This is a genomic window from Caenibacillus caldisaponilyticus (assembly GCF_002003465.1).
GTDB lineage: Bacteria > Bacillota > Bacilli > Bacillales > Sporolactobacillaceae > Caenibacillus > Caenibacillus caldisaponilyticus.
The window spans coordinates 15,024-40,058 of the sequence record NZ_BDDQ01000036.1 but is presented as its reverse complement, the minus strand read 5'-3'; the positions used below and the strand labels follow the sequence as shown (position 1 = coordinate 40,058).

Genomic DNA, 25,035 nt, shown 5'->3' with positions numbered 1-25,035 from the left:
CGATTGGGTTTGTTTCAGCAGACAGGGGGTGTCATATAGTCGGTTAAAAGGATTAAGAAGCGCCGGGTGTGCCGGCGCTTTTCCTTTTGTTAGTTGTCGTTTCGCCGATCGTTTTTTTTTAAAGTTGAGATCGATCCGATGGGGCGCTTGTCTTTAGAAATTTACATGCGGGCGGTTCTTTGTCTCGCTCGTACAGTCGACTGAATGATCGATCCCGTTAAAAAGCAGACCGGTACATCCGAATTTGCGGACCTATGATTTGAAAACGCATTCATAAGGGTGTAGGCGCAGGCATATACATTTCCAAGGCCCTTTGATCCATGGGAGGACGGCCTTCAGCCGAAAGAGGTTTGGAGGCGGTTGGCCGAAACGGATCGCGCGTGGCGAAAAACAATCCTACATTCATAGGAAGGCTTTGCCGAACCGAAGGGGAGAAAGGTTTTTCATCGATCCAGCCATCTCGCATGAAAGGGCGCCGGAACGGAAAAGTCGCCGTCGGCGCGGTCGCGGCGTCATATAAAAACCGAAAACGGGGCGGGTGTTCCCGGAAAGGAGACCGATCATGCATGGTCTGACGGCCGCTTTAGAAAAGTATTTAATGCCGGTTGCGGTCAAGATTCAAAACCAAAAGCATCTCGGGTCCATACGCGACGGCATCGTCTTGACGCTGCCGCTCATTATCATCGGGTCATTATTTTTGATCATCGCTTTTTTGCCGATTCCTCATTACACGGACTTCATGGCCGACGTGTTCGGAAAAGCTTGGCAGGAAAAACTGACCTATCCCGTCAACGCCACGTTTGATATCATGGCGCTCATCGCGTGCATCGGCGTCGCCTACCATTTGGCGAAACGCTATGAAGTCGACGGCATCACGGCTGGGGTTACGGCTGTCGCCGCTTTTTTCCTCATTCTCCCTCAAGCCATGGACTTCGTGCCCGCCGGTGCCAAGCAATCCGTGCACGTCACCGGCATCATGCCGATGGTTTCTCTCGGCAGCAAGGGGTTGTTTGTCGCCCTCATCGTCGCCCTTCTTTCTACGGAAATCTACCGCTTTTTCATTCAGAAACGCATCGTCATTAAAATGCCGGACGGCGTGCCGCCCGCCGTTTCCCGTTCGTTTACCGCGCTCATCCCCGGTTTTGTTGTCCTCGTGTTTTTTTGGATCGTTCGGCTGGCGATCGAATGGACGCCTTACCAAAGCGTCGACCGCTTGATCAATGCCATCATCACGACGCCGCTCAGCATTCTTGGGGGCGGGCTCGGCGGCGTGCTCGTCGCGGTGTTCTGCATTCAGCTCCTTTGGGTCGTCGGCCTACACGGCGATGCGATCGTCGGAAGCATCATGACGCCGATCTGGCTCGCTTTGATGGATGAGAACCGCAAAGTGTTTATGGAAAATCCGCATGCCGATTTGCCGAACGTCGTCACGTCGCAATTTTATGAAGTCTGGATCACCGTCGGCGGCTCCGGTTTTACGATTGCGCTCGTTTTGTATTATCTGTTCAGGGCGCACAGCAAACAATTGAAGCAGCTCGGCGGTCTGGCAATCGGGCCGGCGATCTTCAATATTAATGAACCGGTCATCTTCGGCACCCCGATCGTGATGAATCCGCTCTTGATCATCCCGTTTCTCCTCGCCCCGCTCGTCATCGTGTTGGTCACTTATCTCTCCATGGACATCGGCTGGGTCGCCAAACCGAGCGGCGTTGCCGTTCCGTGGACGACCCCGATTTTCATCAGCGGCCTGCTGGCTTCCGGCGGGAAGCTTTCCGGGGCATTCATTCAGCTCGTGGACCTTCTCATCGCCGTCGTGATCTATTACCCGTTCGTCCGGCTGTGGGACCGGCAAAAGGCGAGCGAAGAAACGGCAGCCAAACAGTAGAAGAGGGAGTGAGCGGCCGCGGTTGCGGCATCGTGCTTTTGCGCTGTTTGGGCTTTACGATCGCGGGCATGTTGCGTGCGAAAAAGGCTGAGAAACCGGCTGTTCAATAGGTATTTTATAAGATGCATTGTGACGAGAAGGGGGCTAAAGTAAAATAGAAGTAGTTTCGGCGCTGAGGTGAACGATTTGCCATATAAAAAGATTAAGAGCAAGAAAATATATGAAGTGGTCATCGATGAGCTGCTGCACATGATCGTTTCTGGGCAGTTAAAACCCGGTGACCGTTTGGATTCCGTCCAACAGCTCGCCGAAAATTTTCAAGTCGGGCGCTCGGCGATCCGGGAGGCCCTCAGCGCGCTGCGGGCGATGGGCCTCGTGGAAATGCGGCAGGGCGAGGGCACCTTTATCAAAGAATACAATCCCCAAGCCTTGTCGCAGGCCGTGTTTGCGACGACGATGCTCATGGACGAAAAAGATATTCAGGATTTGCTCGAAGTGCGGAAAATCCTTGAAGCGGGTTCGGCGGCATCGGCGGCCCGCAAATGGGAAGAGTCCGACCTTGACGAAATGGCGAAAGCGCTTGCGGACATGAAAGCGGCGAGCGAAAGCGCAACGGAAAACAAGCGCGGAAATACGGATCTCGGCGAACAAGCCGACTTGAACTTTCACATGGCGATCGCCAAAGCGTCTCATAACGCCTTGCTTGAACATCTCATGTCCGGCGTGGCCGACCTGATGGCCGATACGATGCGGGAGACGCGGCGATTGTGGCTGTATTCCAAGGAAGCGACGTTGGAGCGGCTTTACCAAGAACATAAGCAGATTTTCGAAGCGATCAAAATCCGCGACGCCCAAGCGGCGCAAGAGCGGATGCTCGCCCATTTGGAGCGCGTGGAGGAGGTTCTCATGACGTACTTTCATAAACGGGAAGGCTTGTCGAACCGGTCAGCCACCTAGAAGGCTCAGGGCGTTCCAGCAGAGGGATGAAATGCGTCCGCCGGGGTAAACAAAATTATGCTGCCGGCGGGCGCGCCGACGGGCGGTGCCGGCTGGCGGCTTCATCCCAGGAATAAGGAGTGGCCTGATGATCTTCGGTCACCGACGAAAAAAGTGTGGCATGACAGGGCGCGTAACGCTCGCTCCCCGGCCGTCGTGAAAAACGGGCTCCCAAAAAAGGCGGCTTTCATTGCGGGACGCCGTATGGCGCGGGCCTGCTGTGATTTTTTTAACAAAAGTGTTGAAAACGAATGGCGAAGAGAGTTACGATGAACATAGCGCAAAGTCATCAGATGACCTGATGTTTTAACACCCTTCATTCGGTATTCCGCCGATCGGTCGGAGGGGTGTCGTTTTGTAAACGATTACTGCGCAAAGTCGCCGGCAGGCTTGACGAGCAGGGAAGGCGATTCCCCCGTGCGCGGGAAATCGGTTCCGCGTGGTTTTCGATCGTTTCGGCGCATTGAACGTCTCTATGAAGTTCGGCCGTTCCACCGGCCAGGCAAGGAGGAACGTCTCATTGAAAGTGTCATTGTTTATCACCTGCCTTTCGGAAATGTTTTATCCAAAAGTCGGCCGCGACGTCACCGAAATTCTTGAACGGCTCGGCTGCGACGTTGTCTTTCCCGAAGGCCAGGTTTGCTGCGGGCAGCCGGCCTTCAACAGCGGCTACCGGAAAGAGGCGGCGAAGGCGGCGAAGCAAATGATTCGGGCCTTTGAGGAGGCGGATTATATCGTAACGCCGTCCGGCTCGTGCGCGGCGATGTTTAAAGAATACCCGAAGTTGTTCGCGGACGACGAGGAATGGAAGGTGCGCGCGGAAGCCGTCGCCGAAAGAACTTATGAATTTACGCAGTTTATCGTCGACGTCCTCGGCGTGGAAGACGTCGGCGCGGAATTCCATGCCAAAGCCGTCTACCATACGTCTTGCCACATGACGCGGCTTCTCGGCGAAAAAGAAGCGCCTTTTAAACTATTAAAGAACGTCAAAGGCCTGCAGCTCCTGCCGCTGAAGAACGCTTACGACTGCTGCGGCTTCGGCGGGACGTTTTCCGTCAAAATGACGGCGATATCCGAACAGATGGTTGATGAAAAAATCAGCCACATCGAAGAAAGCGGTGCGGACGTGCTCATCGGCGCCGACAACGGGTGCCTGATGAATATCGGCGGACGGATGAGCCGCCTCGGAAAACCGATCAAAGTGATGCACATCAGCGAAGTGCTCAATCACCGCCATTAAGGGAGGAATGCGTCGTGCCGATGAAAATCGGCGACAAGCCGTTTAAAGAGCGAGTCAAGGACGGGGTGCAGCAAACGTTTGCCCGCCGGGCGGTTGCCGCCGCGCAAGACGGGCTCAGGGAAAGAAAATTGAACGCGACGGAGCGAGACGAAGCGCTCGGCGACTGGGAGACGTGGCGCCGAGCCGGGGAAGAAATCCGCAGGCACACTTTGGAAAATCTCGATTATTATTTGGAACAATTGAGCGAAAACTTCGCGGCGCGCGGCGGGCACGTCTTTTTTGCCGAGACGGCGGAAGAGGCCCAACAATACATCCAAAGCGTCATCAAAAAGAAAAACGCCAAGCGCATCGTCAAAGCGAAATCGATGGTGACCGAAGAAATCAGCTTGAACGAGGCGTTGGAAGAAATCGGATGCGACGTCTTGGAGTCGGATCTCGCCGAATACATTCTTCAACTCGACGACCACGACCGGCCGTCGCACATCGTCGTCCCGTCGCTCCATAAAACCAAGGAAAACATCCGCGATATTTTCCGGGAGAAAAAAGGGTACAGCCGGAGCGAAAAGCCGGAAGAGCTCGCGGCCTTTGCGAGAGAACAATTGCGCGAAGCCTTTTTGCAAGCGGACGTCGGGATCACGGGCTGCAATTTCGCCGTCGCCGATACCGGCAGCATCGTGCTCGTCACCAATGAGGGCAATGCGAACATGGTGGCGACGCTGCCCGAGACCTTCATTGCCGTCATGGGCATGGAGCGGCTCGTTCCCTCGTGGGAGGAACTGGACGTGCTCGTGACGCTCCTCTGCCGGAGCGCGGTCGGGCAGAAAATCACGACATACGTCACCGCGATCACGCCGGAGGCCAACAATGACGGCGCCGACGGACCGAAGGATTTCCATCTCGTCATCGTCGACGGCGGGCGTTCGAAGGCGTTGGGCACGGAGTTTCAGCCGATTTTGCAGTGCATCCGCTGCGGCGCTTGCGTGAACGTCTGCCCGGTCTACCGCCACATCGGCGGCCATGCGTACGGGTCGATCTATCAGGGGCCGGTCGGGGCGGTCTTGTCCCCGATCCTCGGTGGATATGAGGAATACGGAGAGCTGCCTTACGCTTCAAGCCTTTGCGCCGCATGCACGGAAGCTTGTCCGGTCCGCATCCCGCTTCACGAGCTGCTCATCAAGCATCGCCAGCGTTACGTGGCGGGCGCGGGACATCCGCCGGCCGGAGAAAAGTTGGCGATGAAGGCGTTCGCGGTCGGCGCTGCTTCGCCGCCCCTGTTCCGGTTGGCCGAGAAATTGGCGCCGGCCGTGACAGCTCCGCTCAAAGATGGCGACCGCATTCGCAAGGGGCCCGGACCGCTCAAACCGTGGACGGACATCCGCGATTTTCCCGCTCCGGTGAAGGACGATTTCCGCAAATGGTTTAAAGCGCACAAGAAAGAAAAGGAGGGCGGCGAATGACGACGGGATCGATTCACAACCGCGACGCCTTTTTAAACCGCATCGCCGACCGTCTCGGGCGCAACCGCGTCCGTTCCGCACCCATGCTCGAGCGGCTCCATCGGCCGGAGCTCGACGTGTATAAAGATTTCTCCCAAGATGAGCTGTTGTCTGTTTTCAAAAACGCGTGCCAAAACATTCACACCGATGTTTACGAAACGACCGCGGAAGCGCTCGGCGCACGCCTTTCGGAAACCATTCACGCCCTAGGCGGCGGCCCCGTCGTTTGCGGTGCCGATCCGCGTTTCCGCGAATACGGCTTGGATCCGGTTTTGGAAGAAGAAGAGGCGTTTATCTGGGATCCCTCCCTCGGGCAAGTGAACATCGAAAAGGCGGCCGCGGCCAATATCGGCTTGGCCTTCAGCGATGTCACGCTCGCCGAATCGGGCACCGTGGCGTTCTTCCACGATAAATGGCGGTCGCGTTCGGTCGGACTGCTGCCGACGCAGTCCATCGTCATCGTTCCAAAGCATACGCTCGTCCCGCGCCTCACCCAGGCCGTCCAAAACATCGAAAAGCGGGCCGATTCGGGCGAGGCGGTCGCCTCCTATATCAACTTCGTCTCAGGCCCGAGCAACAGCGCCGACATCGAGATGAACTTGGTCGTCGGCGTGCACGGCCCGGTCCGCGTCGCCTATATCGTGGTCACCGATCGTTGAATGGTTTAGTTTTCCGCCAGACAAAGAAGCCGGTCTGGCGGCTTTTTCTTTAAGACTGGGAAGTCAAAGAAGATACTGGAAAATGGACGGCCATTTTCAGCGGGTGAGCGCGGATCGCGGCGCTTTTCGAACATCAATACGTTCGGGAGACGCTCGGTTCGAAAATCTATCCGTGCGGTCTCGAAAGGGGAAAAGGCGGATGGCGGCCTGCATAGCATAGATCCTGCTGGCGGGAAATGACAAGCCGAAGGGTTCGCGAGCGCGCCGCCATTCGCCGCCGGCTTTCGTGGCTGTGGCGCGCCCGCCCGCGGGCGGAGCGGGTGAGATAGGGGGATTCGCAAGGGCATTTTTTCTTCTTTGCGGCAAAAGGGAGCGGCGCGGGCGAAGGTCAGCGGCCAGCGGTTTGTCCGATGTAAAAGGCGCTCAAAGTCACGGTAAACGCGATCGGACCGGATTTTTGATCCGGCTGCCGGTCCAGTTGAACGGCGTCGATGGTCACCGCCCTCGGCATCGTTTCGATCCGTTGCAGAAACCGCGTCATGGCTTGTTCGTCAGGTGCGGACACCGATAATTCCGCGGTCACCACTTTTAAGCCGTAAGGACGTTTGTCAACATTCGCCGGCGCCGAATCGCTTTCCGCTTTTTCGAAAGAGATGTCCGAGATGACGCATTTGGCGTCTTTTTCGACCGCGCCCAATTGCCGGACGAGCCCGTCGATCGCGGGATCGGACGGCAAGGCGTCTGCCGCAGCGGTTTGTTTCTCCTTTTGTTCCGGATGTTTTTGCGCTGCCGACACCAGTTTCTCTTCAAGGCGAACGCGCCGTTCCATTAAGGCGAGATCGTCTTTAGCCGGCTGCGTCCAATTCAAATAGATCAAAGCCGCGCATGCAAAGGTGAGGAGGATCAGCGCCAGGCCGAAGAGTTTAAGCGGCGACAACTGCATCATGATCCCCCCTCCTCTTTGGCGGCCGCGTTGAGGGCCGAAACATCGATTTCAATATGAAAACGGGCGACGCGCGCGGCGCCCGCCGCTTTTTTCCCATCCGTCTCTTGCGACGAGGTGATGTCGATGAGCCGGACCGTTTTCACAAATCCTAAGCTCTTGATTTTCCGGTAATAATCGGAGACCTGTTGCAGCGCCGACAGCTGCACGGTCAGCTCCACGCCGCTTCCGCGGTTGTAATCAAAGGTGAGCAGCGCTTTTTTGTCGGGCAAGAGCGCCACAAACCGGTCGAACAAAAAGTGCGCGGAACGGGGCAGCCGCTGAACGTACTGTTCGATCGCCGCGCGTTGCACCGCCGGGCGGGCGCCGTTCGCCGCGCTTTGGCCGCCATTCCCCGCGGCCGCCACGACTTTGTTCAAGGCGTCGAGCTTATGTTCGGCGGCGGAAAGCGCTTGGCGGGCGTGCCAATATGTCGTTGTCGACCATACGATGAGCATCGCCCCGATTAGCAACGGGATGAAAAAGGCAAAAAAGCCTTTATAATCCCGGCTGCTCCTTTCGGGGAGAAGGTTGATTTTAACGAGCATGGCTGTCCCCTGCCCACAATAGATGATGTTTCATTTTGACGAAGATGCGCGCCCGTTGATAGGCCGCCGGCAAAGCCGCACGCCGGGTTGTGGAATCCGGGGCACCCGTTGCACAGCGGGGTGTCGGCCCTAGGACGCAAGGAAAACGGCCGCCGAGAGACGGTTGGCGATCGGGAGCGTTCACCGACGGCACGATGGAAAGTGTCAAAAAGGGATCGGCGCAAAGCGTCGGCGCTGAAATGTCCAAAAGGATGGCGTTCAATCGTCTTCCCGCAGGGCGAGCCCTAAGGCGAGCAAGCACGTCTCGGGGATCGGACCGGCCATCTCTGTCGGAAAGTCGGACGATTGCAGCGTCTTGACCGGAACGCCGAGCGCCGCCGACAAGATGGGATCGGCGTCGCGCAAATCGACGTGATTGCTGTCGCTCAGCAAAACGATTTTGGTAATGCCCGCATCGCCCCTTTGTATCGTATAGCGGTAGAAATGAAGAACCCGCTCGATTTCCGTCAGCGCGTCTTTTTCGTCCGCGTTGTAGGCCGCCTCCGTTCCGAGCGCGATGTCATAGGTTCCGAGAAACTGCCGGATGAAAAGGGGCTTATCGTCGTGAAAGATGCTCACGTTCATCATGTGCCGGTGCAAACCGACGCAAAGCACGTGATCATCGGGCTCGGCGATGCCGCGCGCATGAAGGAGCCGGTAAAACGACAGCGGCGTAATGTCGGCGGCGATCGGCTTAAGCCCCGCTTTTCGCAAGGCCTCCGCATAATCGGCAACGATCGCCCGCGAGGAAGCGACCAAGAGAATCTTATGGTTTTCGAGCGGGATATAATCAAAAATCGGATCCTCGAACGGCAACGGGAGGCTGGCCGCCATTTCCATGTACAAGTGGCTTTTGATTTCTTCCTCCTGGACGTGTTCCGGAATGTCCACCGAGCGGAGAAACACAAAAGCATCCGGCACGTGGAAGCGGACGGCTTGGCGCTTGATGCGCCAAGTCTTTGCGCATTTCTTCAGAATGTCGGTCAACTTGCGGCGATTGGCGACTTTGCCGTTTTTTATGACGCCGGGCGGCAACCGGCGTTCGCCGAAAGCCGTCACCGCTCCGGCGTCGGTTCCGTTTACCGCGACATAGCGAACGGCGCGATCGTCAAAGTCGATGCTGACACGCAAGGTTGTTTTCGCCATGGAACTTTTCATCCTTTTATCGAGTCGTCGGCGTTCCATTTCGGAACGGCACGAAGGCCGGAATGAACCGGACGGCCTTCAGCCGCCCGGTTTGTTCCGGCCGGCGGTTTCGGGGCGATGGACCAGAAGATAGGGTGGGATCCGAAACCGCCGATGGACCGATCAAGAACACGCGTGAAATGAGCTTAGGCGCGGCGGTCAATCGGATAGGAAATGGAAGTACCAATTCCAAATGTCGGTGCCGAAAAAGCTGGCCGCCCATGCGCCGAGCGCGATGAACGGCGCGAATGGCATCGGTTTGCCGCGTTTGATCATTCCGGCGGCCAATCCTGCTCCTCCGATGACCGCGCCGAAAAAAGCGGACAGGAAGAAAGCGACGAGCACGTTTTTCCAGCCCAAAACAAAACCGAGGACGGCGAACAATTTAATGTCCCCGCCGCCCATCTTGCCGCGGCTGACGACGGCCACGGCGTACGGCAACAGAAAGCCGACGGCGCTCCCGATAAATGCGTCTTCCCATGGCCGAAACGGCAGACACGCGTTCAAGGCGACAAAGAGCGCCGCAAAGACCAACAAGATTTTATCCGGGATGAGCATGTAGGCGACGTCGGAGACGAAAACGATGGCGAGAAGCGACGCCAAGGCCAGAGCCGCCGCCAGCTCGGGCGCCCAACCGAGACGGTGGAAAGCCCAAGCGAAAAGGAGCCCGACCGCAAGCTCGATCGCCGGATAAAGCGCGGAAATCTTCGCACGGCACGTTCGGCATTGGCCTTTTAAAAAAAGATAAGAAAAAACGGGAACAAGCTCCAGGGCTGACAGGCGCCGCCCGCAATGCGGACAATGCGACGGCGGCGCCACGATTGATTCGCCCGCCGGCACGCGCAAGCCGACGACGTTATAAAACGAACCCAAAATCAGCCCCAGAGCGAAAAAGCCAAGGGTGATCATTGTTATTTGTGGCTATTAAGCCAATCGGTCAGTTGTGATTCAGAGGCAGGATTCCCGACGATACTATTGGCTTCATGATTGTAAATGTAATAGGTCACTTTTCCGTTGCCATCGGTTACAACAGAGACCGTAAAGTTTTTATCTTTTACATGATCAAGATAAGGATCTAAATATCCCCATGACAAATTTAAATTTGAGCCGTTTTGGACTTGCACGTTATTATCCGCCACATAGAGTTTGGCCGCATCGATGATCTCGACGGCTTCCGCCACTTTCGCTTTGTTATTCGATTTGTTGATCAGAGTGCTGACGCTCGGGACGGCGATGGCGGCGATGATGCCGAGGATGACGATGACCGCGAGCAGTTCGACGAGCGTCAAACCGCGTTCGTTTTTCAATGCTTTTTTCAACATATCACTCTTCCTTTCACCTTTTACTATTTTCATAGTATGGGTTGGGATTTTATTTTAGGACGGTGGTGACCGGACGAATGTCATGGCTCCGTCCGATCCCCCGTCGGACAACCTTTGCCAGCATATCACGGCAAGCGAAAGCGTCAGAGGGAAATGTATGGCCCATTTGTGTTTGGGTGTTTTCCAGTTTTTATTAATCGAGTTGGTTGTAAAGCGAAAACATCGGAACGATCACGGCAAGGATGATGACGCCGACGATGACGGAGAGCGCGGCGATCAAGAGCGGTTCAAGTAACGCTTTCACGCGCTCCGTCGCGTGGCCGACGTCCGCCTCGTAAAAATCGGCGACTTTGGCGAGCATCTCATCGAGCGAGCCGGTCGTCTCGCCGACCGCGATCATTTGCGTGACGAGCGGGGGAATGATGCCGCTTTTTTTCATCGGCTCGGCCAAGGATTCCCCCGCGGCGACGGAATCCCGCGTTTCGGCCAGCACCTCGCGGATCACGGCGTTGCCGACCACTTGTTCGGCCATTTGCACCGATTCCAGTATCGGGACGGAGCCGGACAGAAGCGAACCGAGCGTCCGCGTGAAGCGGGCGATCGCCGCCTTCTTCAACAAGATGCCGAAAACGGGCAGCTTCAGGACGGCCTTGTCGAAAAGATAGCGGGCTCCCGGCGCTTTTTTTAAAAAATACAAGGCGACCGCGGCCGCGGCGGCGAGGAAGATGAGTCCCCACCAGCCGTGCGCGATGGCTCGGCTCGCCCCAAAAACGAGGCGGGTGATCAAAGGCATCTGGATGCCGAGGCCGGCAAACATCGCTTGAAATCTCGGAATGACGAAAGCGAGCATAAAGATGATCACGATGATCGACGCGGCGATGACGACCGCGGGATAAGCGAGCGCCGAGCGGATCTTCTGTTTGGTGTCGTATTGCTTTTCATAGTAGGCGGCCAAGCGTTCAAAAGATTCGTCCAACTGACCGCTCAATTCCCCGGCGCGGATGATGTGAACGGACAGCGGCGGAAAAACCTTTTTATACGCCGAGGCCGCCGCGGAAAATGGATTTCCGGCTTGCAGCTCCTTGTCGATGCCGTAAAGCGCCTTTTTCAGCGGTTCGGATTCGGTCTGTTCGGCGAGCAGGGCGGTCGCGTCGACGACGGACACGCCGGCTTTGAGAAGCGCCGCAAATTGCCGGAGGAACATGACAAAATCCGCGTCCTTGACTTTGCGCTCAAAGGTGATTTCTTTGGTCCAGATGGATTCGGGCGCTTCCTCCAAGTGGGTGACGATGATGCCCTTATCCCGCAGGCGCATCGAGACTTCGCGCGGCGTCGCCGCCGACATGCGCCCGCGCTTCAGTTTGCCGGTCTCGGTATGCCCCTGGTAGCGATATAACGGCATGTGACCATCTTCCTTTCGCTGCGTTTGCCCGCTGCCACTGATTTCAGAGATGGCGCTGACCGCCTCTTTCCGGCTGCCCGGCGCCGCCTTTTGGCGGTTGAGCGTCGCTTCCATTTGAGCGAAGGGATTCCAGCGCTAAAGACCGCCGTTTTTTACATGGGCTCGCGGCTTCGCGACATCACGACGCCCAGATAGTCCCGGGCCGCTTCTTGTGAAATTTTCCCTTCGCGCACGAGCTGGGTCACCGACATTTCCATCGTGCACATGCCGAGATGGCGGTTCATTTGCATGATGCTCGGCACTTGGTGGGTTTTGTCGTTGCGGATCAAGTTGGCGACCGCCGGCGTTTTGATCAAGATTTCCATGGCGGCGACGCGCCCGTCGCCGCGGATCGTCGGAAACAAGCGCTGCGAGATGATCGCCACCAACTCCGAGGCCAGCTGGATTTTGATTTGCGCCTGCTGGCCTTGCGGAAAGACATCGACGATGCGGTCGATCGTCGTCGGCGCGTCGGTCGTGTGCAAGGTGGCGAGCACGAGATGTCCGGTTTCCGCGGCGGTGATGGCGGTCGCGATCGTTTCGAGGTCGCGCATCTCGCCGACGAGGATGACGTCCGGATCTTGCCGGAGCGCCGCCCGCAACGCCGTGGCGAAACCGCCGGTGTCAAGCCCCACTTCGCGCTGGTTGATAAGGCAGCCCTTATGCTTGTGCAGAAATTCGATCGGGTCTTCCAAGGTGATGATGTGCCGGTTCATCGTCTGGTTCATGTAATCGATCATGGCGGCAAGCGTCGTCGATTTGCCGCTTCCCGTCGGACCGGTGACGAGAACGAGACCATGTGCGGCGCGGGCGATGTCCTTTAGGATTTCCGGCAAGCCCAATTCCTCGAGCGTCGGCACTTTGGTCGGGATGACGCGAATCGCTAAAGCGATGCAGGAGCGCTGTTTGTACGCGTTGACGCGAAAACGGGAGACGCCGGACATGCTGTAGGAAAAATCGATTTCGCCTTTGTCGTAAAAACGGTCGCGCATCTGTTCCGGGATGAGCGCCAGCGCCATCGCTTCCGTATCTTCGGGTTTCAAAGGTTCGTCGCTCGTTTTCGTCAACACGCCGTTGATGCGCATAACGGGACGGCTCCCGACCGTCAAATGCAAGTCGGATGCGCCGCGGTCAAAAGCCTCTTTCAACAAGTCGTGGATGGGTTTCATGCGAATACCGTCCTTCCGGAACAACCGCCGCCGGCCGGTTTGACGGCGGCTTCATGGTGACATCGCGGATGTTTGCAACATTGCGCGGCGGATCCTCAACCATCACCCGTCCCCCGCCTCACATGGCACTCACCTCCTTAAATCCATTTCGCCTTATTGTGAGGGCTTTTGGTTTTAATTGCCGCGCTTCTCCGTTTTTCTTCCTAATCGTTTGATCAAAGGCTAAAAAATTGATCTTCCCACTGGATCTTCATCAGGCGTTCGATTCGGCCGATATGGCCGCTTGTCCTGCTGTCTTTATCGGGGGACGGGCCATTTCGACCGGCACGGTGAAACGGCGGTTCAGATGGACGTTCCCGCGACGACGCGCAAGATTTCTTCCGTCGTCGTCACGCTCTCTTTCACTTTCATGAGCCCGTCGTCGATGAGAAACGCCATGTTTTGCGCCTCGAAGTATTTCCGGATCGCTTGCGTCGGCGCGTTGTTCATGATGAGTTTTCGCGCTTCGTCGTCCACGGTCAAAATTTCATGAATAGCGGTCCGCCCCCGGTAACCGGTCATGTTGCAGCGGCGGCAGCCTTTGCCGCGAAAGACCCGGTCGATCTCGAGGCCGCGGCTGGCGAAGATTTCTTTTTCCCTGGCGGTGGCCGGTTCGAATGCCCCGCAATGGAGGCAGACGCGGCGGACGAGGCGCTGGGCGATGACGCCGGTCAAGGAGCTCGCGATGAGAAACGGCTCGATCCCCATGTCAATGAGGCGGGTGATCGTGCTGACGGCATCGTTTGTATGGATCGTGCTCAGCACGAGATGGCCGGTGAGCGAAGCGCGCACCGCAATTTCCGCCGTCTCCGAATCGCGGATTTCCCCGACCATGATGATGTTGGGATCTTGGCGCAAGATCGCGCGCAAGCCGTTGGCGAACGTGAGGCCGACGTTCGGGTTGACCTGGATCTGGTTGATGCCTTCCAGCTGATATTCGACCGGGTCTTCAATCGTGATGATGTTGACCTTTTCGGTATTCAGATGGTTTAAGGCGGCGTACAGCGTCGCCGTTTTTCCGGATCCCGTCGGCCCGGTAATGAGGACGATGCCGTTCGGCTTTTCGATAAAGCCGAGAAAAGTTTTCAAGTTTTGGTCGCTGAAGCCGATTTGCTGCGGAGACTGCAGCGTGTTGTGCAAATCCAGGATCCTCACGACGATTTTTTCCCCGAAAATCGTCGGCAGCGTCGAAACGCGCAGATCGACGGCCTTGCCCTGCAGCTCCAATTTGACGCGTCCGTCTTGAGGCAGCCGGGATTCGGTAATGTTTAAATTGGAAATGATCTTCATGCGCGCGGTTAAAATGTTTTGCATGTTTTTCGGCAAGGTGCGCACAGTGTTGAGCACGCCGTCGATGCGATAGCGGATGGCGATCGAAGATTCGTGGGGATCGATGTGGACGTCGCTCGCCCGCTGTTCGATCGCGTTCATCAAAATTTGGTTGACGAGTTTAGCGATCGCCGAAGTGTTGTCGTTCCGATCCGTCACAGCGACGCGGTCCGTCGTCGGGATTTGCGTCAGGAGCTCCTCGACGGAATCGTCTAAACCGTAAATTTGACGGATCGCCCATTGAATGTCTTCGCGGGCGGCGATGGCCGGCTCAATTTGATAACCCGTGAGCAGGCGAAGTTCTTCCACCGTGTACAAATCCATGGGATCGGCCATCGCCACATAAAGGGTTTGTCCCTCTCTTTTAAAAGGCACGATGTCTCTTTGTTTCGCCATATCAACCGGGATGAGTTTGGACAAATTTTTGTCGATGGCTTGGCGGTATAAATGAATGTGCGGTATGCCCAGCTGTTGTTCAAGGGCGGTGATGAGTTGTTGTTCGGTGATGTAACCGTTTTGTACGAGAGCGTCGCCCAGCTTTTGGTCACGATTTTTCGATTTCAAAGTGGTTTCCAATTGTTCTTTTGTGATTAATCCGGCGTCGATGAGCAGATCACCGAGCCGTTTTCTGAGCGGTCCGCTCATAAAAAACGCTCCTTTAACGGTATGGATGAGCCGGGAAGGCGATCTGACTTTGTTTGCCGTCCGGAAGGAATCGGCTCATGGCACTCCATGTAGGGGGATGGAACGATCTATTGGAATACTCCTTAAAGGTAGTATAATCATACATAAGGGTGATTTTATGGGACTATTATACTTCTTTCGAGGATGAAATTACCAGGACTTTAGTCCTTAATGAAATTTTATGAGAAAATAAGAAGGTTATCAAGAATGACTTGGGCATGGGGCTTGACAGATTATAATAAAGTGTAAAAAACGGAGAAGGGCGTGGCGATGAAGGCGTTCTATTTCAAGCGCGGGGAAAAAGGCTTTACGTTGATCGAAGTGTTGTTGTCCGTCACCCTTTTGGCGATCGTCTTAATGACCTTTTTTTCATTTTTTGTGCAAGGCGGAAAGATGACGGCCGCTAATGCGGACAAGTTGGCCGCCGTTCATCTCGCTCATAAATATTTGGAAGAATACGTGAACCTACCCGGCGGGACGGGGGAGGATTTATTGTCGGCTACGTGCACGCCGCCGCCGGACAGCCCGGCTGATCTCATCGGCTGCAAGGCCTTGGCGCCGGTGGAGATGAACGGCCATACCTATAAAATATGGTTGTTTGTCCAGGATGCCGGAGTGCTTCCGGGTTACTATCCGGTCATCGTCCGCGCCTATTACGGCACGCATTATGTTGAAACGTTCGGTTATTATCACCCGCAATCGGGCTCATGAAGCGTTTGGGCGGCGTTTGTTCAAAATCGCTTGGAGCGGGAGTCCGATCACGCCGAAGCGCGCCGGTGAGAGCAAAAGTCTTTACAAGAAATAAAAAGTCAGTCAATCCGCATCTCGCCGGTTTCGGCGAATCGGCTCATCCCGCCGCCAGGATCGCAACGGCTCGCGGCATCGGTCAAGTTTTTTCGCGGCTGAATCCCCGTGAACCGGACGGTCCCGAGAACGGACGGATGCGTGGAAAAGGAAGCCGAGGCTCAATGTGATGGATCGCACGGCCAAGGGAAAGTGGGGAAACGCGATGAAAGGCGGCATGGATCTCCGAAACCGTTTAACCGTGAAAAATGAACACGGCTTGACGCTCGTGGAAACGCTCGCGGCATTGACGATCGCCGTGATGATTTTGGGAGCGGTGTATGGCGTTTTGATCAACGGCATGAACGCTTATTCAAAACAACGGGCGGAAACCGCCGTGAAACAAGACGCCGACGTCGTCATGACGACGATCACGCGGACGTTTTATGAACAACAGGGTCATCCCTTTCCCCTGGATGTCTCCTCCGAAGGCCGAATCGTTGTGAACGGCCAGGCCATTTCGGCACCGGATATGGACTATAACGGCAGCCGCTTTCAATTTGACGCCGCCCGGAAAACGCTCGAAATCACCTTGGTCGTGCGGCCGTCCGACCGCGGACCGTCTGAAAAAGCGCTGCGGCTCGTGAATACGCTCTATTATCCTTGGTGATGCGGGGGCGATCGGGATGAAAAAGTTTCATTATAAATGGTCTAAGCCGGATCATCAGGCGATTCGCCGCGCAATGAGTCGGCCTTCGTTCAGATGGCGAGGGCGGAGCCGGGGCGCAAGCGGAATTTTTCAGCCGGAATCTGCGCAAAAAGGCTTTACGCTTGTTCCCGTTTTGGCGGTGTGCACGCTGTTTATCCTGCTCGGCTTGTCGATTGCCGCCATTGGCGCGAACAGCGCGATACAAAACGGGATCCGGGAAAGCCGCGTGCAAGCCACGGATTTGGCGGAGATGGGGTTAAAAGCGGTGAGCGGGCGCATCGATGACATCCGGGCTTCATCCGAAACCGAAGCGTTCGACAAACTGAACGCCTTGGCGGCGGCGTATCAAGCCCATCCGGAAGTAACGGTCGAACCCGGATACAGCTACCGGATCGCCATCGAGCGGAAAAAGTTGGCCGACGACACGGAAGAATGGACGATCACGAGCCAAGGGGTGGTCCGGGGCAAACCGCAAGCCGCCGTGAAAATGGTTAAAACCTTTGCGTACAAGGGATCGATCCCGGAAACGCCCCCGCATAACGGTTTGTCGCTGCCGTACCTTCCCGTTGCTTTGCACGCCGGGGGAGGCGTCGATGTCATCAGCGGCCTGCAAGTCAACGGCGACATCCAGACGATGTCATTCGGCCACAAAAACGGCAATCATAAAGAGGTCAACGTGACCGGCACGCTCTATTACACGGACCGCTTCGATTGCAACAAATGCGAGATCGGGCGGGCTGTCAAAGTGGACGCGTTTCCGCACCCCGTAGATTTCGACGAGATCAAAGCGCGCTTTATGAAGCAAAGTTACCGAACGATTTTGTCCGGCATGTCCGCCGGTTCGGCGGAATATCCGGATGACGTCAAATTTGCAAACGGGTATGCCGTCCGGGACGGCGACCGCTTGACGTTTAAAGGCAATGTGTTCGTCAACGGCGATTTGAAGTTAGACGGCGAGGTTGAATTTCAAGGCTATGTCTATGTGGACGGCGATCTCGTCATCGATCATCCAACGGCGGTGTTTGATCGAACGGTGTATGTCGCCGGGGACGTCGATTTCCCCAATAACAATTCCCAAGCTTTTGAAACGGATTTCAAGCGCGGTTTGGTGGTTGCCGGAACGGCCAATATCGGGGCCAAAAATAAGGGCCAGGTGACTCTTTCCACGCAAGAAGCCGATCCGAACAGCTCGGAATCCGCCGGTCGTTTTGAAAATGTGAAAGCGCCCGTTGTCGTGTACGAAAACGGCGAGGGAAAATGAGGGCCGCCTCAGCCCGTTTTTTCATCAAATGGGGCGCAGGGTCTTCAGCGCCAATGGTCACCATGCGCATGCGCTGTCGCCGATCGTCAATAGCCATGACATGACGTTGGGACCGAATGGCGGTTTTTTTCTATGTAAAGCGGGCGAGGCTTTTCATTAAAATAGATGTGTGGCGCGGCACGTACGGTTTTTTCATCCATCGGGAAACCGGCGCGGTTGGTTCATCCAGAGGCGCAACCGGCGCATTTCTTCAATCATGTGCGTCATTCCAATTGAAGCGAAAGAATTTAAGAAGAGGGTTGGTCATGATCAAGGATAAATTCGGGTTTTTGGCGTGGATCGTTGTGATCGGCATCGTTGTCATGGTCACTTACAAGCAATCGGCCACGCCGTATCAACAGCAGGACATCAAACCGTTTTTGCGGGAGCATATCAAACTGACGACCGACAGTTTGCCGCATGTGGCGTTTACCTATGACGGAGAAACCGTCACCACGCGGCGGCCTTATGATTTTGTGGAGTTTTGGATAAGAAAGTTCGGGCACGTTTTGGAATACGCCATCATCACCACGTGCCTGCTGCGGTTGTTGTCGACGTTGGCCGTGGCCCGCAAATGGGTGTACGGCATCAGTTTCCTCGTTTCGCTTTCCTATGCGGCGTTGGATGAATGGCATCAAACCTTCGTGCCGGGGCGGACCGGCCACGCCATCGATGTGTTCACCTTTGATTTGTTCGGGATTTTGCTCGCCTTGTTGTGCGCGGCCCTTTTCACGGGTTTCCGTCCGCCGCTCGGCCGTGACGGGCGGACGGCGGGAAAAATGACGTTCCGTTAATCCGAGGCCGGCCCATTCGTTCTTCTTCGAAGGTAACGAATGGCAGGGATCCAGCTTCCGGCGGGATGGAGACGCTGAAAAGTGCAGCAAGTCCTTGACGATCGTCAAAAGATGCGGGAATCGTATTGACGGTAAAGATGAAGTTCTATATAATGAACAAAGAGCGCTTGTTTGAAAAGCGTGAATGATGCATCTCTGCATCCGTTCGTTGTCATGGGACGGAGCCTGATGGTCATCGGGGCCATGCCCGTTCTGAAACGTCCGCGTCCGGTGCCTTAGGGCCCCGGCTGTTTGTCGGAAACGTCGTTTATGCCTTGGTTTGACCTCCCTTTTCGTGTTCCTCTCCATTTTGACATAAATGGCTCATCCGATCAGCCGAAGGCGGCGCTTTAGCTGCACGTAAGGCGGATCGGGTGTTTTTTTATGGGAGCGGATCGTGGTGATCGAAGCGGCCGTTCGCGATGCGGTTCGGCTGCTCTTTTGGAAGGACGGAAGCGGTGGCTTCGCCCGGGAGTTTTATGGATCGACCGTCGTCATGGTCAGAGGCTGTCTTTATAAGGCAGCATTTTACGCGCGTGGTGCGGGTTGATCTCGGTGAGGCAAAGCGTCCTTTTCGCATCAAAAATGCCGTCGGACGGTCCCAAAATCGAAGGCTGTCGATTTTTTGTTAAATTTTTTAGTGGTGCCAACTCGCAGTTCATTTGGTAAAGTGGGATTAGTAAGAATAACTGGCAAGGCTTCCGATCCTTGGCATCCGGAAGAAACGGGGGGGATGGGACGAAGAGAAGTCGGAATCTTATGCATGATTGATGGAGCGAATAGATTTCTCTACTTCGTCTTGAACATCTTGGAGGTGCACATGAAACCGATCATTGGCATTACTTCATCGATAGCAAAAGACGGATCCGTGAATCTGGCTCAAGCTTATGTGACGGCGGTGACGGCGGCGGGCGGCGTGCCGGTGATTTTGCCGAATCTTGCCGAGGACGGCGATGTGGAGCGCCTGGCGTCGCGTCTCGACGGATTACTCGTCTCAGGCGGCGTCGATCTGGATCCCACCCTTTTCAATGAAGAACCGATCCCGGGTTTGGGTGAGGTGGCGCCGGAACGCGATCGTTTTGAACTGGCGGTGCTTGCCAAGTTTTTGGCGGCGAACAAGCCGATTCTAGCCATTTGCCGAGGCATCCAAGCATTGGCCGTGGCCACGGGCGGAGACATCTATCAAGATATTTACTCGCAGGTGAAGGAGCAGCCGTTGTTGCAACATCAACAAAAAGCGCCGCGTTGGCATGCCTCACACTTCGTTGAAGCCGAACCTTCGTCGCTTTTGCATGAAATAGCGGGGGCGCGGCGTTTTAAAGTGAACAGCTTCCATCACCAGTCGGTGCGAAGGGTCGGGGATGGATTCCGCGTCTCGGCCATCTCGAGCGACGGCATGATTGAGGCGATTGAAAGCACCCGCCACCGCTTCGTCGTCGGCGTGCAATGGCATCCCGAATGTCTTGTGGAAAAAAACGACGCGCCTTCCAAGCGGCTTTTCGAAGCGTTCGTCCAGGCGTCCGGAAAGGAAATTTGACCTGAACCAAGACATGGGGCCGCATCGCACGCGCTTTTCTATCCCGTTCCTTTTGTCGATTTTACAGCGAAGGAATGGACATTATTTTAATGCATTAAAGCAATGGGGGACAGTCCCCGAAGAAGGAGTGAAACCGTGAGTGCGGTTGTTGAAGTTCGTCAGTTGACGAAACGCATCAAAGGCAAGGAAATTGTAAAAGATTTGACCTTTGATATTCATAGCGGCGAGGTGCTCGGTTTTCTCGGGCCGAACGGCGCCGGCAAGACGACCACCATGCGCATGATGCTCGGGCTGATGTCGATGTCGGAAGGGGATTGCCTGATCAACGGCTACAGCGTGAAAACGCGAAAAGAAGAGGCGCTCCAATACGTCGGCGGCATTGTCGAAAACCCGGAAATGTACAAGTTTTTGTCCGGGTACGACAACCTCATGCACTATAAAAGAATGCATCCCAATGTGTCGGAAGACCGTTTGCATCAAGTGACGGCGCTCGTCGGCCTGACCGATGCCATCAAGAGAAAGGTTAAAACGTATTCGCTCGGCATGCGCCAGCGTCTCGGCATCGCCCAAGCCCTTTTGCACAATCCCAAGGTGCTGATTTTGGACGAACCGACGAACGGCCTGGATCCGGCGGGGATTCGCGAACTGCGCGACTACCTGCGCAAATTGGCCAAGGAAGAAGGCCTCGCCATTTTCATTTCGAGCCATTTGCTCAGCGAAGTCGAGCTGATCTGTGACCGCGTCCTGATCTTGCAAAAAGGGCAAATCATCGATTCTCAAAGCGTCCGGGAGCCGGAGGCGGAAATCCTTGAAATCGCCTTTGAGGTGGATAAGCTTGAAGAAGCGGCGGCGCTGCTCCGTTCAAGCCTTCCGGACATCGCGGTGAAAACGCATGGCGAACAGCTTGTCGTCGAGGCGGAACGGGAGGCCATTCCGGCGGTCAACCGCAGGCTCGTTGAGAACGGCATCGGAGTATACGGCATTCAAACCGTCCGGAAAAGTCTGGAAGAACGCTTCCTGGAAGCGACGGGAGGTCGGGCCGAATGATCAGAGCTTGGCAGCTCTTGCACAATGAAATGATCAAAATTTATAAACGCAAAATGTTTTGGATCATGCTCATAATATTGGCTGGGATCATCGTGCTGCTGGCGGCCGTGGTGGCAAAGGATGCCGAAGACCACAGCAATTGGCGGCAAGAATTGCAAAAGGAAATGACGGCCAAACAATCGAACGACAGCCCGCCCGACGATTCTTTGATGATGCCCAACGAAGATCCCGCTCTCTATCAATATCAACTCGACCACAACATTCCGCCGTTATATGGCGATACGGTTTTCGGCTTTATGAATATGTCGCATGATATCACCTTCGTCATCGTGACGGTGTTTATTGTGATCATCGGCGGGAGCATCGTCTCACAAGAATATTCCTGGGGAACGATCAAACTGCTGCTCATTCGTCCGATTCATAGGTGGAAGATTTTGCTTGCCAAATTTTTGGCGGTGGTAGTGACGGGTGTCGTTTTGTTGCTCATCGACCTCGCTTTGACGTTCATCATCAGCGGGATTTTCCTCGGTTTCGATATGGGAGCCGACCGCTACGTGTATATGAAGGGCAATCATATTCACGACGTCTCGATTCTTTACCACTTTTTGCAGTTGTTCGGCTCCGCGCTCGTCGATCTCATCATCATGGGCGCCTTCGCCTTTATGTTGTCGACCCTCTTCAAGAATAACGCCCTGGCGATCGGCTTGAGTGTCTTCCTGTTCTTCGCCGGTCCGGTGGTTGTCGGCATTTTGTCTTCGCTGCACTTGGATGTTGCGAAGTATCTGTTTTTCTTGAATACCGATTTATATCAGTACGTAGAGGGGACGCATTTTCTGAAAGATACCACCCTCGGGTTTTCCATCGCCGTATTGCTCGTTTACTTCATTCTGTTTATGCTCGTCTCCTTCTACACCTTCGCCAAGCGCGACGTCACCGATTAGGGGACAGTCCCCCGTCGCGCTAAAGCATTAATGGGGTGAAGTTGATTTTATCGGATATTGAAGTTGGTGTACTTTAATACTTTAAAGAAGCGGGGGACAGTCCCCCGCTTGAAAGGTGTGATATGTTTGTCGAGGAAAACACGAGTATGGTTCCCCGGCGCGATGTATCACATCACCAGCCGCGGGAATCGCCGGTCCGCCATTTTTTTCGACGACGGCGACCGAAAGAAGTATTTGCGCCTATTGGAAGAAACGCGCGAGCGCTATCCGTTCCTGCTTCATTCCTATTGCTTGATGGATAACCACATTCACCTCCTTTTGGAGACCCTCACCACTCCTCCCGGCGACATCATGAAGATGTTGCATTCCCTTTACGCGATTTACTTTAATAAACGCCATGACTTAAACGGCCATGTTTTCCAAGATCGCTACAAGGCGAGCTTGATCGATTCGCCCAAATACTTTTTGGAAGCGAGCCGCTACATTCATTTAAACCCGCTCAGGGCGGGCCTCGTAGAGCATCCGCTGGATTACAAATGGAGCAGTTTCCCCGCCTTCGTTACCTCCGCGAAAGACCCCCATGTCATCACTGAAAAAATCCTTTCTCATGTTCCTGAACCGAGAAGAAAAAATTACTTTAATTATGTGATCGGGGGACTGTCCCCCAACTGAGCAGTGCAATGAAGCGTTAAAGTGAAAAATCCTTAGAATTTCCCAATTCTGCTTTAATGCTTTAAATGGATGGGGGACTGTCCCCCAATATGCTGAAATAAAATTTCATTTTTAAAAATAAATCTTGACACAAAAAATCAATATGGGCATAATAGTGACAAAGAGAAAACGCTTACAGTCAGGGTGATGTTGATGTTGCGGGGCGGTCTCTCCCGAATTAAAGAATCATTGAATCGCATCAATCCTTCGGAACGGAATGCGGCGCAATACATTTTGGACCATCCCGAAAAAATGATCGAAATGACGGTCAGCGAATTGGCGGAGGCGAGCGGATCCAGCCCGTCTGCGATCATTCGCCTGTGCAAAAACCTCGGTTTAAAAGGTTACCAAGATTTGAAATTGCGGGTTGCGGGCGATCTCCAGAACCTTGGCACGAACGGCGACGAATATAAAGAAATCAGCCCGAAAAGCGACATCCGCACGATCATCCACTCGGTTTCCAACAATAATGTTTATTCCATCAATGAAACGCTGAATATCTTGGACGCCGACAAAATCGAACAAGCCGTCGATTGGCTGGCGAAAGCCGGGCGCATCGATTTCTACGGTGCCGGCGCGTCCCAGCTCATCGCGCAGGACGCGCAGCATAAGTTCATGAGGATCAACAAACCGTGCACCGCCTACAGCGATGCCCATTTGCAGTTGACCTCGGCCGTCACATTGACGGAAAAAGATGTCGCCGTCGCTTTTTCCTATTCCGGTGAAACGACGCAAGTCATCGAGTGCATCAAAGCGGCCAAAGAGCGGGGCGCCAAAACCATCGGCATCACGCGCTACGGGACCAATGAGCTCGGCCGGCTCGTCGACGTGCACATCGAAACCCTCTCGAGCGAAGCGGATATCCGCTCCGCGGCAACGTCTTCCCGCATCGTTCAGCTGAATGTTGTCGATATCCTGTACATCGCCGTCGCGAGCCGCAGTTACGAAGAATCGCTCCGTTATTTGAACCGCTCGCGCAAGGCGCTCCAAAACAGCTTTCGTATCAAATGAGGCGATTCCATGCTGGATTCGAATAGAGTTGCCAAAATCGATCGGTTTTTGAGCGTCATGATACAGGAACGCCAAATTCCGGGGGCGGTCTACGCGATTGTTACCAAAAATGAGACGCTGGCCGAGAACGCGATCGGATATGCCCATAAGGATTTCAAACTCCCGATGCGGCTCGATACGTTGTTTGACTTGGCGTCATTAACGAAAGTGTGCGCCACGCTGCCGGGCATCCTTTTGCTGATGGAGGAAGGGGTGATCGATCTGGACGACCCCGTCAAGCGGTTTTTCCCAACGGCCGTCAACGGGGAGCTGACGATCAAGCATTTGCTGACGCACACGTCCGGCTTACCGGCGCATAAGCCGTTTTACAAAATGGGTTTGTCCAAAAAGCAAATTCTTGATTATATACTCAAATGCCCGTCCATTCCGAGCGAGCAAGTGGTTTACAGCGATTTGAACTTTATTTTGTTGGGCTTCCTCATCGAAGAATTGTCGGGATTGCCGCTCGATAAATTTTCGGAAGAGTATGTTTTTAAACCGCTTGGGATGACGGAGACGGGCTTTAATTTGCAAGCGGCCAAAGAGCGGTTCGCGTCGACCGAATGGATAGAGGAAGAACAAACGTACCGTTGGGGCGAGGTCCATGATGAGAACGCCTTTCATATGGGCGGCGTCAGCGGACATGCTGGCCTGTTCTCGACTCTGGCCGATCTTAAAAAATATGTCCAGATGTGGCTCAACGATGGCAAGACGGAGACAGGAGCCGCGTTTTTGGCACCGGCCGTTATGCAGGCGAGCCGCCGGAACTACACTCGGCACTTGAATCTGAATCGGGGGCTCGGTTGGCAACTCGTCGACGATGAATATTCGCCACTTGGCTATTTGCTCTCAAAAGATAGCTACGGCCACACCGGCTTCACCGGCACGTCGATCTGGATCGACCCCGATCGGCAAATCGGCGTCATCCTTCTCACCAACCGCGTGCATATCAGCCGGGCGATCAACATGAACCGGGTGCGCAGGCTGTTTCATAATTTGGTGGCTATGGCAATGCAATGATATCTTTTTGGTTAATTTGAAATAAAATTTCAAAACCATGGTTATATAAATGAATTTGAATTTTACTTGAAAGGGGGAGTTATTCGTTCT

The 25,035-nt window shown here is 54.9% G+C and carries 23 protein-coding genes; 15 read left to right on the top strand and 8 right to left on the bottom strand.

What is annotated here, in order from left to right:
- Positions 1 to 562: 562 nt before the first annotated feature.
- From celB to CCB157_RS11320, 5 genes are all read left to right on the top strand, one after another.
- On the top strand, positions 563 to 1,885 hold the full coding sequence (gene celB, locus CCB157_RS11345; RefSeq protein ID WP_077616006.1) for a PTS cellobiose transporter subunit IIC: 1,323 nt from the start codon (positions 563 to 565) through the stop codon (positions 1,883 to 1,885).
- Between the two features lie 186 nt (positions 1,886 to 2,071).
- Positions 2,072 to 2,842 (top strand): FadR/GntR family transcriptional regulator, encoded by a 771-nt coding sequence (locus CCB157_RS11340; RefSeq protein WP_077616012.1) that lies wholly within the window; start codon positions 2,072 to 2,074, stop codon positions 2,840 to 2,842.
- Between the two features lie 559 nt (positions 2,843 to 3,401).
- The gene (locus CCB157_RS11330; RefSeq protein ID WP_077616004.1) at positions 3,402 to 4,121 is read left to right on the top strand and encodes a (Fe-S)-binding protein; all 720 of its coding nucleotides are present in this window, start codon (positions 3,402 to 3,404) and stop codon (positions 4,119 to 4,121) included.
- A gap of 14 nt (positions 4,122 to 4,135) precedes the next feature.
- The gene (locus CCB157_RS11325) at positions 4,136 to 5,578 is read left to right on the top strand and encodes a LutB/LldF family L-lactate oxidation iron-sulfur protein (RefSeq protein ID WP_077616003.1); all 1,443 of its coding nucleotides are present in this window, start codon (positions 4,136 to 4,138) and stop codon (positions 5,576 to 5,578) included.
- Positions 5,575 to 6,276: a LutC/YkgG family protein gene (locus CCB157_RS11320; RefSeq protein ID WP_077616002.1), complete on the top strand. Its 702-nt coding sequence runs from the start codon at positions 5,575 to 5,577 to the stop codon at positions 6,274 to 6,276. The genes CCB157_RS11325 and CCB157_RS11320 overlap by 4 nt, the downstream gene beginning before the upstream one ends.
- A gap of 388 nt (positions 6,277 to 6,664) precedes the next feature.
- Here the strand turns inward: CCB157_RS11320 and CCB157_RS11315 are convergent, their stop codons facing one another.
- The 8 genes from CCB157_RS11315 to CCB157_RS11275 all read right to left on the bottom strand — a co-directional run bounded on the left by CCB157_RS11315 (position 6,665) and on the right by CCB157_RS11275 (position 14,975).
- Entirely contained in the window at positions 6,665 to 7,222 is a 558-nt protein-coding gene (locus tag CCB157_RS11315) for a hypothetical protein (RefSeq protein ID WP_077616001.1), read from the bottom strand.
- Positions 7,219 to 7,806 (bottom strand): PilN domain-containing protein, encoded by a 588-nt coding sequence (locus CCB157_RS11310; protein ID WP_077616000.1) that lies wholly within the window; start codon positions 7,804 to 7,806, stop codon positions 7,219 to 7,221. The genes CCB157_RS11315 and CCB157_RS11310 overlap by 4 nt, the downstream gene beginning before the upstream one ends.
- A 258-nt stretch (positions 7,807 to 8,064) precedes the next feature.
- Positions 8,065 to 8,991, bottom strand: a complete 927-nt coding sequence (pilM, locus tag CCB157_RS11300; RefSeq protein WP_158077289.1) for a type IV pilus biogenesis protein PilM — start codon at positions 8,989 to 8,991, stop codon at positions 8,065 to 8,067.
- A 198-nt stretch (positions 8,992 to 9,189) separates the two neighbouring features.
- Positions 9,190 to 9,939 (bottom strand): prepilin peptidase, encoded by a 750-nt coding sequence (locus tag CCB157_RS11295; RefSeq protein WP_077615997.1) that lies wholly within the window; start codon positions 9,937 to 9,939, stop codon positions 9,190 to 9,192.
- Positions 9,940 to 9,941: 2 nt separating this feature from the next.
- Positions 9,942 to 10,352 (bottom strand): type IV pilin protein, encoded by a 411-nt coding sequence (locus CCB157_RS11290; protein ID WP_077615996.1) that lies wholly within the window; start codon positions 10,350 to 10,352, stop codon positions 9,942 to 9,944.
- Positions 10,353 to 10,545: 193 nt separating this feature from the next.
- On the bottom strand, positions 10,546 to 11,868 hold the full coding sequence (locus tag CCB157_RS11285) for a type II secretion system F family protein (protein ID WP_238594682.1): 1,323 nt from the start codon (positions 11,866 to 11,868) through the stop codon (positions 10,546 to 10,548).
- A gap of 38 nt (positions 11,869 to 11,906) precedes the next feature.
- Positions 11,907 to 12,962: a type IV pilus twitching motility protein PilT gene (locus CCB157_RS11280; RefSeq protein WP_077615995.1), complete on the bottom strand. Its 1,056-nt coding sequence runs from the start codon at positions 12,960 to 12,962 to the stop codon at positions 11,907 to 11,909.
- Positions 12,963 to 13,304: 342 nt separating this feature from the next.
- Positions 13,305 to 14,975, bottom strand: coding sequence for a GspE/PulE family protein (locus CCB157_RS11275; protein ID WP_077615994.1), 1,671 nt, complete (start codon positions 14,973 to 14,975; stop codon positions 13,305 to 13,307).
- 309 nt (positions 14,976 to 15,284) lie between these two features.
- Between CCB157_RS11275 and CCB157_RS11270 the strand changes: the two genes are divergently transcribed.
- From CCB157_RS11270 to CCB157_RS11225, 10 genes are all read left to right on the top strand, one after another.
- Positions 15,285 to 15,725, top strand: a complete 441-nt coding sequence (locus CCB157_RS11270; RefSeq protein ID WP_077615993.1) for a prepilin-type N-terminal cleavage/methylation domain-containing protein — start codon at positions 15,285 to 15,287, stop codon at positions 15,723 to 15,725.
- A gap of 262 nt (positions 15,726 to 15,987) precedes the next feature.
- On the top strand, positions 15,988 to 16,467 hold the full coding sequence (locus tag CCB157_RS11265; RefSeq protein ID WP_077615992.1) for a PilW family protein: 480 nt from the start codon (positions 15,988 to 15,990) through the stop codon (positions 16,465 to 16,467).
- 16 nt (positions 16,468 to 16,483) lie between these two features.
- Entirely contained in the window at positions 16,484 to 17,767 is a 1,284-nt protein-coding gene (locus CCB157_RS11260) for a polymer-forming cytoskeletal protein (protein ID WP_077615991.1), read from the top strand.
- Between the two features lie 305 nt (positions 17,768 to 18,072).
- Entirely contained in the window at positions 18,073 to 18,600 is a 528-nt protein-coding gene (locus CCB157_RS11255) for a VanZ family protein (RefSeq protein ID WP_077615990.1), read from the top strand.
- Positions 18,601 to 19,459: 859 nt separating this feature from the next.
- Positions 19,460 to 20,176, top strand: coding sequence for a gamma-glutamyl-gamma-aminobutyrate hydrolase family protein (locus CCB157_RS11250; protein WP_077615989.1), 717 nt, complete (start codon positions 19,460 to 19,462; stop codon positions 20,174 to 20,176).
- Between the two features lie 135 nt (positions 20,177 to 20,311).
- The gene (locus tag CCB157_RS11245) at positions 20,312 to 21,223 is read left to right on the top strand and encodes an ABC transporter ATP-binding protein (RefSeq protein ID WP_238594679.1); all 912 of its coding nucleotides are present in this window, start codon (positions 20,312 to 20,314) and stop codon (positions 21,221 to 21,223) included.
- Positions 21,220 to 22,164 (top strand): ABC transporter permease, encoded by a 945-nt coding sequence (locus CCB157_RS11240; protein WP_077615987.1) that lies wholly within the window; start codon positions 21,220 to 21,222, stop codon positions 22,162 to 22,164. The genes CCB157_RS11245 and CCB157_RS11240 overlap by 4 nt, the downstream gene beginning before the upstream one ends.
- A gap of 126 nt (positions 22,165 to 22,290) precedes the next feature.
- The gene (locus CCB157_RS11235; protein WP_077616010.1) at positions 22,291 to 22,836 is read left to right on the top strand and encodes an REP-associated tyrosine transposase; all 546 of its coding nucleotides are present in this window, start codon (positions 22,291 to 22,293) and stop codon (positions 22,834 to 22,836) included.
- 186 nt (positions 22,837 to 23,022) lie between these two features.
- Positions 23,023 to 23,886: a MurR/RpiR family transcriptional regulator gene (locus tag CCB157_RS11230; RefSeq protein WP_369688674.1), complete on the top strand. Its 864-nt coding sequence runs from the start codon at positions 23,023 to 23,025 to the stop codon at positions 23,884 to 23,886.
- Between the two features lie 9 nt (positions 23,887 to 23,895).
- Complete coding sequence (locus CCB157_RS11225; RefSeq protein WP_143287021.1) at positions 23,896 to 24,945, top strand: serine hydrolase domain-containing protein; 1,050 nt, start codon at positions 23,896 to 23,898, stop codon at positions 24,943 to 24,945.
- Positions 24,946 to 25,035 lie beyond the last annotated feature (90 nt).